This is a genomic window from Variovorax sp. 679, from assembly GCF_003952185.1.
Classification (GTDB): Bacteria; Pseudomonadota; Gammaproteobacteria; order Burkholderiales; family Burkholderiaceae_C; genus Variovorax.
Genome location: NZ_RXFS01000007.1, coordinates 176,040 through 188,157 on the forward strand (window position 1 = coordinate 176,040; position 12,118 = coordinate 188,157).

Consider the following 12,118-nt stretch of genomic DNA (forward strand, 5'->3'; position numbering starts at 1 on the left):
GCCCCGTGGGCGAGGGATGGTTCATCGCGCGGCCTTCTGTTCGGGGGCGGCCTGCGCCGGCGGGCTGCCGAGACTCTGGATATAGGCCACCAGCGCGGCCAGTTCCTCGTCGCTCAGCTCGATCCTGGGCATGACCGGCGGGAAGCCCTTCACCTGGCGGGCCTGCGGATCCTGGATGAAGCTGCGCAGATAGGCGTCGTCGACCAGCGCGGTGGAGCCGTCCGACATGGTTTCGGTCTTGCCGTACAGGCCCTTCCAGGTCGGTCCCACGCGCGCGCTGCCGTCGACCGTATGGCAGGCCACGCAGCCCTTGGCATCCGCCAGCGCGCGGCCCTGCTGGACACGCGCGCCGCCGCCGGCCGCCGCGGCGTCCGGCGGGAGTTCGGGAGCCCTGGCCTGCGAACTGGCGAAGGTCGGCAGCGCCGCCTGCCAGGCCCTGTAGCTCGCCGGGTCCTCAACCACCACGAAGCCGCGCATGTTGGGATGGCCCACGCCGCACAGCTGCGCGCAGAGCGCTTCGTAGTTGCCCGCGACGGTCGGCGTGAACCAGAAGCGGCTGACCTGCCCCGGCACGATGTTCATCCGCGCGCGGAAGGGCGGGACGAAGAAGTCGTGCAGCACATCGTTCGAGCGCATCAGCACCAGCACCGGCGTGCCGAGCGGCAGATGCACCTCGTTGCCGGCGACCAGGAGATCGTCCTGCCCGGCAGGGTCGCCGGGATCGATCCCGAACGGATTGGCGGCGCTGACGAAGCGCGCATCGGTCGCGCCCAGCTTGCCGTCCGCACCCGGGAAGCGGAAACGCCATTGCCACTGCTGGGCCAGCACTTCCAGCACGAGAGCGTCGCGGGGCTCCTTCACATAGTTCGCGTACACCACGAGGCCGGGCGCCAGCAGCGCCATGATGCCGACGGTGGTGCCGCCGATCAGCCAGCGCTCGAGCTTCCTGCTCTCGGGTTCATGCGCCGCGCGGTGCCCCTCGCGATGACGGAAGCGCACCAGCGTGTAGGCGATGAACACGTTGATGACGACGAAGAAGAGGCCCGTGATCACCAGCGTGATGGTCAGGGTGTCGTCCATCTGCCGCCAGTTCGAGGCAAGGGGTGTCGTCCACCACGGATTGACGACGTGAAACAGCACCGAGGCTGCCACGATGAGCAACAGGGCGACGGCCATGATCATGTGCAGCCCCTCGGTTCGTCATCGGTTCAGGGGTGCGGGGGCTCATGCGCTCGAGCGCAGCGCCGGGACTTGCGGCTCCTCGCCCTCGAACCTGGCTTCGGGATGCGCGGACTGCAGCAGCGCCTCGATCTCCCGCACGCGCGAACGCGGCAAGTCCACCATCAGCAGGATCCGGCCCTGCGCAATGGCACTCTCGAAACGCTGCAGGCGGGGACTCGGGATGGAAATGCCGATCATGCTGGCCGACCAGGCGCCGACCACGCCACCCAGGATGGCCAGCAGCACTGCCACCTCCCATTCGGGGTCGTCGCCGACGATCGGGAAGAGCAGCGCGGCCACGAGGCCGAAGACTGCGCCGCAGGCGCTGCCGATCACCAGCCCGGTCTTGGCTGCGTGGACGAGATCCGAGGTTTGCCACACGTTGGCCGCATGGAGCCCGGTCATGTCCATGCCTTCCGGCCCGGTGAAATGAATGCGCGCGATGTCGACGCGCGCCCGCACCAGATCGTGCATCACGCTCCTGGCGCTGGCCAGGTCCGGCATCAGCCAGTAAATGCGTCTTTTCATAGCATCCCCTTTCCGTCTTGCGACGAGACAAGGATCCATGGACGACTTATATGCCCAAGGGGAGCCGCTATCAAGCAGCCCGCACAGAGCCTATTTCGGCCAAGCGGAATCAGCAGGCGCCCGGCGCTGTTTCCAGGTGCGGGAAGCCGGCGGCAAACCCCTCTTCTTCCGCTCGGCGGCACCGATGAATACGGAAGTTCATCGGTTTCTGAATTGTCAATTCCCCTGAATAATGGGTCGCTCCCGACCCCACGGCCGCGAACAAGAACAAGAGGAGAGACATGCACATCGAGCGCCCGACCCGATCGTCACGCCGCACGCCGGCGCACCCCATCCCCTGGTTCGTGGCCGCCCTCGCGGGGCTGGCTGGCGGCGCCGCGAACGCGGCATGCGACCCCACCGCCACGCCGGGCACCGGCGACAGCGTGGTCTGCAGCGGAACGACCACCGGCTCGGCCAGCGTGATCGCCGTGCCGGGCAGCACCGGCGTCGGCATCACCGTGGACAACGGCGCCACGCTGAGCACCAACGCCACGCAGGCCCTGCTGGTGCGCGACGCCAGCACCATCACGAACAACGGCACCATCACCGTCTCGGGCGGCTCGGGCTCGGCGCGCGCGGCGATGGTCGCCACGGGCAACGACAACACGCTGACCAACAACGGCACGATCCGCACCACCAGCAGCGGCACCTCGGGCATCCTGGTCACGTCGAACAGCAGCACGCGCACGCTCATCACCAACAACGGCAGCATCTCCACCACGGGCGGCAGCTCGCACGGCATCTCCACGCTGGGGCCGGGCAACACGGTCATCAACAACGGCAGCATCGCGACCAGCGGCAACTCGGCCAAGGGCGTGTACCTGCAGGGCGGCAACCTCGTGGCCAACCTGCTGGTGAACACCGGCAGCATCGCCACCACCGGCGCCAACTCGCCCTCGGGCGGGGCCGACGCGGTACACGCGAACACGCTGGGCACGAGCTTCTTCTCGCGCGTGGAGAACCGCGCCGGCGCCACGCTCTCGAGCGCCAACGGCTACGGCTATCGCGGCCAGAACGGCAACGACACGCTGGTCAACGCCGGCACCATCGAGGGAAACGGCGGCGCGAACAACACCGACGCGATCTACATGGGCGCGCTGGGCCTCGGCACGCTGATCCTGCAGACGGGCTCGGTCATACGCGGCGCCGCGGACGGCGGTATCGGGAAGACCGCGAGCACCTTCCTCGAAGGCAACGGCACGGTCGACAACGCGTTCAGGAACTTCCAGAACCTCACGATGCGCGGCACCGCGTGGTCATGGCTGACCGACGCGAACTTCTCCGAATCGGTGCGGGTGGAGTCCGGCCGCTTCACCCTGCCCGCCACGCTGACCAGCCCCGTCATCACGGTGCTGCCCGGCGCCACCGTGGCCGGCACCGGCACCTTCGCGGGCAACGTGACAAGCCAGGGCACGCTGCTGCCCGGGCCGAACGACGGCACGAACTTCGGCGCCTTCACCGTGCGCGGCAACTACTTCGGCGGCAGCGGCGCGCTGATGCAGGTCAACACGGTGCTGGCGGGCGACAACTCGCCTTCCGACAGGCTGGTGATCGACGGCGGCGCGGCCACGGGCAGCACCGCCATCCGCGTCGTCAACCGCGGCGGCATGGGCGCGCCGACGCTGGCCGACGGCATCCTGGTGGTGCAGGCCGTCAACGGCGCCACCACGGCCGACAAGGCCTTCTCGCTGAGCCAGCCGGTGGAAGCCGGCGCCTACAACTACCGCTTGTTCCGCAGCGGCGCGATGGGCAACAACGCCGACAACTGGTACCTGCGCAACAACGGCTACCTGGTCGACGGCCACGTGGTGGGCACGCTGGAAGAAGCCATCGAGGAGGCCGGGACTTCGGGCTCGCTGACGCCGGTGGAGCAGGTCAAGCTCTACCGGCCCGAGATCCCGGTCTACAGCGCCTTGCCGATCGCTGTGCGCCGCCTCGGGCTGGCGCAGCTCGGCAGCTTCCACGACCGGCAGGGCGACCAGCAGCTGCTTGCCGACGACGAAGGCCGACAGGCCTCGTGGGGCCGCGTGTTCGGCCAGAGCACCCGGCAGCGCCTGCGCGGCGATGCGAATCCGCAGTTCGACGGCAACGTCAGCGGCCTGCAGCTGGGCCACGACTTCCTGGCCGCCACCGACGCCTCGGGCGGGCGCAACCGCGTCGGCGTGCTCGGCGGCTACACGCGCGCCAGCGGCAACGCGAGCGGCATCGCCGACGGCGCCACCAACGAGGCGGCCGGCCGCGTCACCGTCGAGGGCTACAGCCTGGGCGCGTACTGGACCCGCGTCGCCAGCAGCGGCTGGTACAGCGACGCAGTGCTCATGGCCACGCGCTACAAGGCCGACGCGCGCTCCTTCCTCGGCCGCGGCGGCCGCCCGCACGGCACCAGCGTGACCGCGTCGATCGAGGCCGGCTACCCGCTGGCGCTGAGCGACAGCGTGACGCTGCAGCCGCAGGTGCAGCTGATCTGGCAGCGCAGCTCGCTCGACAGCTTCGACGACGGCATCTCGTCCGTTCGCTTCCAGCGCGACAACGCCGTCACCGGCAGGCTGGGCGCGCGGCTCGAAGGCCGCTTCGAGGCCGGCGGCGGCGTCTGGAAGCCGTACCTCAAGCTCAACCTGTGGCACACCTTCAGCGGCAGCAACGCGATCTACCTCGGGCCGACCGACCAGGTCGTCAACCGCCGCAACTCGGGCGCGCTCGAAGCCGGCGGCGGCATCGTCGGGCAGCTGAACAGGACGCTGGCGGTCTACGGCGGCCTGGCCTACACCAGCGCCGTCGGCAACACGCAGCAGACCGGCTGGCAGGGGCAGATGGGGCTGCGTATGCGCTGGTGAGCGCGGCGGCAGCCATTTCTTTACCATTCGGATCAATTTGGCGGCATGCAGCTTGCATGCAGGAAATCGCCGGGTATCCACGGATATCCATTCTTTTTTGACCGTATGGATAATTTAAGCCACCGCCAACTCCGGCGTCACGAGGTACACCCCCGATGAATCCGCCTCCCCTGCGCAGCCGCTTCTGGTCCGACCTGACCAGCGAAGAGTTCTCCCGCCTCGACCGCGAACGGCTCATTGCCGTGCTGCCGGTGGGCGCCACCGAGCAGCACGGCCCCCACCTGCCGATGTCGACCGACACCGCCACCATCGACGGCATGGTGCGCGCCACGCTGCCGCACCTGCCCGACGACCTGCCGGTGCTGTTCCTGCCCACCGTGCCCTACGGCAAGAGCAACGAGCACTCGCGCTACCCCGGCACGCTCACCGTGTCGGCGAACACGCTGATCTCGATGTGGAAGGACATCGGCGCCTGCGTCGCCAAGGCCGGCGTGCGCAAGCTGGTGCTCTACAACAGCCACGGCGGCCAGATGAGCGTGATGGACATCGTCGCGCGCGACCTGCGCGAAGAGCACGACATGATGGTCGTGGCCGCCAACTGGTACACGCTGGGCCTGCCCGAGGGCCTGTTCACCGCGCACGAGGGCAAGCACGGCATCCACGCCGGCGACCTCGAAAGCTCGGTCATGCTGCACCTCACGCCCGACTACGTGCGCCGTGACCAGTTCCAGAACTTCGGCTCCATGACCGAGCAGCTGGCCGCGGAGAACAAGTTCCTCTCGATCACCCCCAGCGGCAAGCTCGGCTGGCAGATGCACGACATCAACCCCGCGGGCGCCGCCGGCGACGCCACGCGCGCCACCGCAGAGAAAGGCGCCGCCGTGCTCGACCACGTGGGCCGCCGCTTCGTCGAGCTGCTGCAGGAGGTCGACCGCTTCCCGCTCTCGCGCCTGGCCAACCAGCCCGCATGGAAATGAGCTCCGACGCCACCACCGCTGCCAGCGCGCCGCTGGTCACCCTGCGCAACGTCAGCAAGCGCTTCGCCAACGGCACGCTCGCGCTGCAGGGCATGTCGCTCGACGTCGGCGAACATGACTTCATCAGCTTCCTCGGCCCCTCGGGCTGCGGCAAGAGCACCGCGCTGCGCCTCATCGCGGGGCTCACGCGCCTGAGTTCGGGCGACATGCACTGGTCCGGTGCCAGCACCGCCAGCAAGAACGGCAAGACCGACCGCGACCTGGGCTTCGTGTTCCAGGAGCCCACGCTCATGCCCTGGGCCAAGGTGTTCGACAACGTCTGGCTGCCGCTCAAGCTGGCCGGCACCAGCCGCGACGCGGCAGCGCCCGTGGTGCAGCAGGCGCTGGAGATGGTCGGCCTCTCGCGCTTCGCCGACGTGTACCCGCGCGAACTCTCGGGCGGCATGAAGATGCGCGTGTCGATCGCGCGCGCGCTGGTCACGCACCCGCGCCTGCTGCTGATGGACGAACCCTTCGCCGCGCTCGACGAGATGACGCGCATCAAGCTCAACAACGACCTGCTGGCCATCTGGCGCGAGCACCGCTTCTCGGTGGTGTTCGTCACGCACAGCGTGTACGAGTCGGTGTATCTGTCGAACCGCATCGTGGTGATGGCGGCGCGGCCCGGCCGCGTGATCGACGAGATCCGCATCGACGAGCCCTACCCGCGCGGAGAAGATTTCCGCACCTCGACCCGCTACAACGCGCACTGCACTGCCGTGTCGCAATCCTTGCACGGAGCCCTGCATGGCGTCGACATCGATCACTGAACCCGCCGTCGCCGTCACGGCAGATGCGGACGCGGCGCCCTCCGAGGCCTCGCTGCGCGCGCACGAGGACCGGCTGCGCCGGCGCGAATCGATGCTGCGCATCGTGGTGCCCGCGGCCATCGTCGCGCTGCTGCTGCTGGCGTGGGAGTGGACGGTACGGGCCAACAACATCCCGCACTACATCCTGCCCGCGCCCTCGCTCATCATCCGCACGCTGTTCGACAACTGGGATTCGCTCTCGAGCGCGCTGTGGTTCACGGTGAAGCTCACGCTGCTCGCGCTCGTCGCGGCCATCGTGGGCGGCGTGCTGCTGGCGATTGCCTTCGCGCTCTTCAAGTGGGTGGAGATCGGCCTGTTCCCGATCGCGGTGATCCTGCAGGTCACGCCGATCATCGCGATCGCGCCGCTGATCCTGATCTACGTGTCGAGCACCACGGCGGCGCTGCTGCTGTGCGCGTGGATCGTGGCCTTCTTCCCGATCCTGTCGAACACAGTCATCGGGCTGAAGAGCGCCGACAGCAACCTGCGCGACCTGTTCCAGCTCTACAAGGCCTCGCCCTGGCAGACCTTCCGCTACCTGCTCGCGCCCAGCGCGCTGCCGTATTTCATGGCGGGCCTGAAGATCGCGGGCGGCCTGAGCCTGATCGGCGCGGTGGTGGCCGAGTTCACGGCCGGCACGGCGGGCAAGGAGACGGGGCTGGCCTCGCGCATCCTCGAATCGAGCTTCCGCACCGAGATCCCAATGATGTTCGCGGCGCTGCTGCTGGTGTCGTTGCTGGGCATCGTGATCTTCATCGTGTTCGCGGCCTTGTCTCGCTTCGTTCTCGGTCATTGGCATGAAAGCGAGATGCGCCGTGAACGCTAGGACCATCGTGTCTGCCGTCGACTGGGATGCCGTGTGCGCCGACCTGCGCGGCCTCAACCTCGTCACCGCGCCGGCGCAGCGCAAGCAGCTGTCGAAGGACTTCTACTGGTACAGCCCCATCCTCACGGCGCAGCTCGCGGGCTGCGTGGCCGACCTCGTCGTCAAGGTCAGCACCGAAGACGACGTGCGGCAGGCCGCGGCCGTCGCAGCGAAGTGGAAGCTGCCGCTCACGGTGCGCGCGGGCGGCACCGGCAACTACGGCCAGTGCGTGCCGCTCGAGGGCGGCATCGTGCTCGACGTGACGCAGATGTGCCGCGTGCTCGACATCCAGCCGGGCAGCATCCGCGTCGAGGCCGGTGCGCGCATGCACGACATCGACCTCGCCGCGCGCGAGACCGGACAGGCGCTGCGCATGTGGCCATCGACCTGGCACGTGGCGTCCATCGGCGGCTTCATCGCGGGCGGCTTCGGCGGCATCGGCTCGTTCCGCCACGGCATCCTGCGCGACCCCGGCAACCTGCTGCGCGCGCGCGTGATGACGGTGGAGCGCGAGCCGCGCGTCATCGAGCTGCACGGCGACGAAATCCAGCAGGTGCACCATGCCTACGGCACCAACGGCGTGATCCTCGACGTGGAAGTGGCGCTGAGCCCGGCCGTCGAATGGGTGCACTGCACGGTGCTGTTCGACTCGTATCGCGGCGCGCTCGACTTCGGCATCGCCGCGCAGGCGCCTTCGCTCGACATCTTCCTGCTCTCGACGGTGGAGGCTCGCTTCTCGCCCTACTACACGGCCATGCGCGACCGCTTCCCGGCCGACCGGCACGCGGTGTTCGCAATGGTCTCGCCCGAATCGATGGCGGACTTCCGCGCCCTGGCCGATGCGCAGGGCGGCACGATCTCCGTCGCGGGCACCGAGGCAGAGCTGCTCGCCGACGGCCTGCCGCCGGCCTACGAGTGCGCCTTCAACCACACCACGCTGCAGGCGCTGAAGGCCGACCGCAGCTGGACTTACCTGCAGGTGGCCTACGCGCAGCCCTTCGACCCGGCCGTGGTCGAGCGGCACCTCGGAATCTTCGGCGACGACGTGCTGCAGCACCAGGACTTCGCGCGCGCCAACGGCGAGTGCGGCACCTTCGGCATCCTGCTGGTGCGCTGGAAGGGCGAGGCCCACCAGTACGAGCTGATCCGCGAGATCGAATCGCAGGGCGGCTGCCAGATCTTCAACCCGCACGTCGTGACCATCGAGGACGGCGGCATGAAGACCATCGACACGCAGCAGATCGAGTTCAAGAAGCGCAGCGACCCGATGGGCCTGATGAACCCCGGCAAGACGCGCGGATGGCATCCCGAGATGGCCGCCGAACGCTGAAACGATTTAGTCTCCGCATCCCAACCGTACTTTCCCAAACCTCCACAGGAGTCCGTCCCCATGCGCATCCCCGCTTTCACCCTCCGCCCGCTTGTCTTCGGCCTGGCCCTCGCGGGCGCCGCCTTCGCCGTGCAGGCGCAGGAAAAAGTGGTGTTCGCCACCAACTGGAAGGCGCAGGCCGGCCACGGCGGCTTCTACCAGGCGCTGGTGGACGGCACCTACAAGAAGTACGGCCTCGACGTCGACATCCAGCAGGGCGGCCCGATGGTCAACAACCGGCCGATGCTGCCGGCCGGCAAGGTCGACTTCCTGATGACCGGCAACCTGCTGCAGTCCTTCGACAACGTGAAGAACGGCGTGCCCACCGTGGTGGTGGCGGCCTTCTTCCAGAAGGACCCGCAGGCCATGTTCGCCCACCCGGGCCAGGGCTTCGACACCTTCAAGGACATGACGAAGGCGCCGGTGGCCTTCATCGGCAAGGACGGCCAGTTCAGCTTCTGGCAGTGGATGAAGTCGGAGCACGGCTTCAAGGACTCGCAGCTCAAGCCGTACACCTTCAACGTGGGCCCGTTCCTGGCCGACAAGAAATCCATTCAACAGGGCTACGCCATCTCCGAGCCGCTGTCGATCAAGGCGCAGGCCGGCTTCGACCCGGTGGTGCAGCTCCTGGCCGACAACGGCTTCTCGACCTACTCGACCACCATCGAGACGCGCGCCGACCTGGTGAAGACCAAGCCCGAGACGGTGCGCAAGTTCATCGAGGCATCGATCATCGGCTGGAACAACTACCTCTACGGCGACAACAAGGCCGCCAACGAGCTCATCGCCAAGACCAACCCCGACTCGCCCATCGCCACGCTGCAGGGCTCCATCGAGCTGATGAAGAAGATGGGCATCGTCGACAGCGGTGAATCGCTCACCAAGGGCATCGGCGCGATGGACGAGGCCCGCGTGAAGGACTTCTACGACAAGATGGTCAAGGCCGGGCTGTACAAGGCCGGCGAGGTCGACCTGTCGAAGGTGGTCACCACGCAGTTCGTGAACAAGGGCGTCGGCGTCGACGTCCGCAAGAAGCTCACCGGCAAGTAAGTCGCTTCGAAAGTTTCTCCCGTGGGTCGCGCGGGGCTTGCGCCGGGGTCAGATGCCGGCGCCTGGGTTGCCATAAGGCACCGCGCGGCCTTTCACTCCTTGGGCTCTGACCCCGTCTCGCCGACAGGCGAACCGGCCCTCCACATGAAAACGCTAGTCGTCCATTGCCATCCGAACCCTGACAGCTTCAACCACGCGCTTTACCGCACCGCCCTCGAGGCGCTCGAGCCGCGACACCCCGTCAAGGCCATCGACCTGTACGCCGAGGGCTTCGACCCCACGCTGACATGCGAAGAGCGCATCGCCTACCTCGACAACCCCGACCTGATCCGCGAACGCGTGAGACCCCACGTCGAAGCGCTGCTGTGGGCCGAGCACCTGGTGTTCGTGTTTCCCACCTGGTTCCACGGGCCGCCGTCGATGCTCAAGGGCTGGCTCGAAAGGGTGTGGCTGCCGGGCGTGGCCTTCCTGCCGGCGGAGCGCAAGGGGCAGCTCGCGAAGTCGGGCATGCGGCACATCAGGCGGCTCACGGTGGTGACCACCGGCGGCTCGCCGCGCTGGTTCGTGATGGTGATCGGCGACCCTGGGCGGCGGCTGTTCACGCGGGCGCTGCGCGCGCTCTTCGCGTGGCGCTGCAAGGTGACGTGGCTGCAGCTGCATGACATGAACGCCGTGACCGCGAGAGACCGAACCCATTTCATAGAGCGCGTGTCGCGCAAGCTGGGCAGCATTTAGGGAGAGACAACACCATGAGCCTCGAACGCACGCTCACCGTCCGCGTCGAACGCATCTCGCGGCAGACGCCGGAAATCCTGGCCTTCGAGCTGGCCCACCCGTGGGGCCGGCCGCTGCCTTCCTACGAGGCCGGCGCGCACATCGACGTGCACATGCCCGGCGGCTTCTCGCGGCAGTACTCGCTGGCGCGCGCGCCTTCGGCGGCCAGCGCGGGCAGCTACGTGATCGGCGTGAAGCGCGAGCTTTCCAGCCGCGGCGGCTCGGCCTCGATGCACGAGCGCGTGCGCGAGGGCGACCTGCTGCCGATCAGCGCGCCGCGCAACACCTTCCCGCTGCGCGAGGAAGCCACGCACCACCTGCTGCTGGCCGGCGGCATCGGCATGACGCCGCTGCTGGCGATGGCGCAGGCGCTGGCCGCGCGCGGCGCCGCGTTCACGCTGTGCGTGTTCGCGCGCAGCGAGGAGCACCTGGCATTCGCCGATGCGCTGCATGCGCCGGCGCTGGCGCCGCACCTGCGGCTGCATCTGGACCAGGGTGATGCCTCGCAGCGCATCGACCTGCGTTCACTGCTGGCCGAGCGCGCGAGCGGCACGCACCTGTATGTGTGCGGCCCCGGCGGCTTCATGCAGGCGGTGCGCGACGCGGCCGCGCACTGGCCCGAGGACGCACTGCACGCCGAGTACTTCGCCGCACCGACCGACGCCAACACCACCACCGGCCTGCCCTTCACGCTGAAGCTCTCGCGGCGCGGCATCACGGTGCCGGTGGCCGCGGACCAGACGGCCGTCGATGCGTTGCACGAGGTGGGCATCGACATTCCCGTGTCGTGCCAGCAGGGCCTGTGCGGCACCTGCGTGGTCGAGGGCGACGGCGAGGGCGCCGAGCACCGCGACTTCTGCCTCACGGGCAGCGAGCGCCGCCACAAGGTGGCGCTGTGCTGCTCGCGCGCCAAAGGCCAGGAACTGGAACTGCAGCTGTGAGCGCACGCCCCGCCTCCATCAACGAAGAGAGCGACGCCGAGGCGCCCACCGCCACGCGCGGCCGTTCGCGCAAGTACACGCAGGTGCTCGGCCTCATCAACCAGGCCGCGATCGAGGTGTTCGCGAGCGAAGGGCTGGCCGGCGCATCGACGCAGGCCATCGCCGACAAGGCGGGGCTGTCGAAGGCGCAGCTGCACTACTACATCGACAGCAAGGAGGCGCTGTACCGCCAGGTGCTGCAGGACATCCTCACCGACTGGATCGTGGTGTTCGGCTTCAGCGACGAGGCCTTCGGCCCGCGCAAGGTGCTGGGCGACCTGATCCGCCGCAAGATGATGTTCTCGTTCGAGCACCCGCTGCGCTCGCGCATCTTCACGGCCGAGATGATGCGCGGCGCGCCCGTCATCAACAACATGATGGAGACGAGCAAGCAGCGCACCGACCAGGCCGCCGCCGTGATCCAGAACTGGATGAACCAGGGCCTGATGGACAAGGCCGACCCGATGCTGGTGCTGTTCCACATCTGGGCCGTGACGCAGTTCTACGCCGACCACGCCACGCAGGCTGCCTATTACCGCGACACTGCCCAGCAAGGCGAGGAGAAGGACCGGCGCTACCTGATCGAGCAGGTGACGGAGTTCCTGCTGAAGGGGGCGGGGGTCAGGTAGA

Annotated in this window: 11 protein-coding genes; 9 read left to right on the forward strand and 2 right to left on the reverse strand. The window is 68.3% G+C overall.

Annotated elements, in window-relative coordinates:
- Nucleotides 1–21: 21 nt before the first annotated feature.
- Together EJO71_RS19265 and EJO71_RS19270 are read right to left on the reverse strand one after the other, a co-directional pair.
- Nucleotides 22–1,182, reverse strand: a complete 1,161-nt coding sequence (locus EJO71_RS19265) for a cytochrome c oxidase subunit II (protein ID WP_125950415.1) — start codon at nt 1,180–1,182, stop codon at nt 22–24.
- A gap of 42 nt (nt 1,183–1,224) precedes the next feature.
- Nucleotides 1,225–1,749, reverse strand: a complete 525-nt coding sequence (locus EJO71_RS19270; protein WP_125950414.1) for a DUF1269 domain-containing protein — start codon at nt 1,747–1,749, stop codon at nt 1,225–1,227.
- 281 nt (nt 1,750–2,030) lie between these two features.
- Here EJO71_RS19270 and EJO71_RS19275 point away from each other — a divergent pair, with 281 nt between their 5' ends.
- From EJO71_RS19275 to EJO71_RS19315, 9 genes are all read left to right on the forward strand, one after another.
- Nucleotides 2,031–4,625, forward strand: a complete 2,595-nt coding sequence (locus EJO71_RS19275) for an autotransporter outer membrane beta-barrel domain-containing protein (RefSeq protein ID WP_125950413.1) — start codon at nt 2,031–2,033, stop codon at nt 4,623–4,625.
- A gap of 155 nt (nt 4,626–4,780) precedes the next feature.
- Nucleotides 4,781–5,602 carry a creatininase family protein gene (locus tag EJO71_RS19280; protein ID WP_125950412.1) on the forward strand — a complete coding sequence of 274 codons (822 nt, stop codon included), beginning with the start codon at nt 4,781–4,783 and terminating at the stop codon, nt 5,600–5,602.
- The gene (locus EJO71_RS19285) at nt 5,599–6,411 is read left to right on the forward strand and encodes an ABC transporter ATP-binding protein (protein ID WP_125950581.1); all 813 of its coding nucleotides are present in this window, start codon (nt 5,599–5,601) and stop codon (nt 6,409–6,411) included. Before EJO71_RS19280 ends, EJO71_RS19285 begins: the two co-directional genes overlap by 4 nt.
- Entirely contained in the window at nt 6,389–7,276 is an 888-nt protein-coding gene (locus EJO71_RS19290; RefSeq protein WP_171022580.1) for an ABC transporter permease, read from the forward strand. Before EJO71_RS19285 ends, EJO71_RS19290 begins: the two co-directional genes overlap by 23 nt.
- A complete protein-coding gene (locus EJO71_RS19295) occupies nt 7,266–8,645 on the forward strand; it encodes an FAD-binding oxidoreductase (RefSeq protein WP_240651458.1) in 1,380 nt (459 codons plus the stop codon). The genes EJO71_RS19290 and EJO71_RS19295 overlap by 11 nt, the downstream gene beginning before the upstream one ends.
- A gap of 60 nt (nt 8,646–8,705) precedes the next feature.
- A complete protein-coding gene (locus EJO71_RS19300; protein WP_125950410.1) occupies nt 8,706–9,734 on the forward strand; it encodes an ABC transporter substrate-binding protein in 1,029 nt (342 codons plus the stop codon).
- Nucleotides 9,735–9,878: 144 nt separating this feature from the next.
- A complete protein-coding gene (locus EJO71_RS19305) occupies nt 9,879–10,469 on the forward strand; it encodes an NAD(P)H-dependent oxidoreductase (RefSeq protein WP_125950409.1) in 591 nt (196 codons plus the stop codon).
- Between the two features lie 14 nt (nt 10,470–10,483).
- On the forward strand, nt 10,484–11,449 hold the full coding sequence (locus EJO71_RS19310) for a PDR/VanB family oxidoreductase (protein WP_125950408.1): 966 nt from the start codon (nt 10,484–10,486) through the stop codon (nt 11,447–11,449).
- Entirely contained in the window at nt 11,446–12,117 is a 672-nt protein-coding gene (locus tag EJO71_RS19315; protein ID WP_125950407.1) for a TetR family transcriptional regulator C-terminal domain-containing protein, read from the forward strand. The genes EJO71_RS19310 and EJO71_RS19315 overlap by 4 nt, the downstream gene beginning before the upstream one ends.
- Nucleotide 12,118: the final 1 nt, after the last annotated feature.

Bases quoted from the DNA above. Each gene is read 5' to 3' on its own strand.
- EJO71_RS19265 (WP_125950415.1), bottom strand. From the start codon at position 1,182: ATGATCATGGCCGTCGCCCTGTTGCTCATCGTGGCAGCCTCGGTGCTG.
- EJO71_RS19270 (WP_125950414.1), bottom strand. From the start codon at position 1,749: ATGAAAAGACGCATTTACTGGCTGATGCCGGACCTGGCCAGCGCCAGG.
- EJO71_RS19275 (WP_125950413.1), top strand. From the start codon at position 2,031: ATGCACATCGAGCGCCCGACCCGATCGTCACGCCGCACGCCGGCGCAC.
- EJO71_RS19280 (WP_125950412.1), top strand. From the start codon at position 4,781: ATGAATCCGCCTCCCCTGCGCAGCCGCTTCTGGTCCGACCTGACCAGC.
- EJO71_RS19285 (WP_125950581.1), top strand. From the start codon at position 5,599: ATGAGCTCCGACGCCACCACCGCTGCCAGCGCGCCGCTGGTCACCCTG.
- EJO71_RS19290 (WP_171022580.1), top strand. From the start codon at position 6,389: ATGGCGTCGACATCGATCACTGAACCCGCCGTCGCCGTCACGGCAGAT.
- EJO71_RS19300 (WP_125950410.1), top strand. From the start codon at position 8,706: ATGCGCATCCCCGCTTTCACCCTCCGCCCGCTTGTCTTCGGCCTGGCC.
- EJO71_RS19305 (WP_125950409.1), top strand. From the start codon at position 9,879: ATGAAAACGCTAGTCGTCCATTGCCATCCGAACCCTGACAGCTTCAAC.
- EJO71_RS19310 (WP_125950408.1), top strand. From the start codon at position 10,484: ATGAGCCTCGAACGCACGCTCACCGTCCGCGTCGAACGCATCTCGCGG.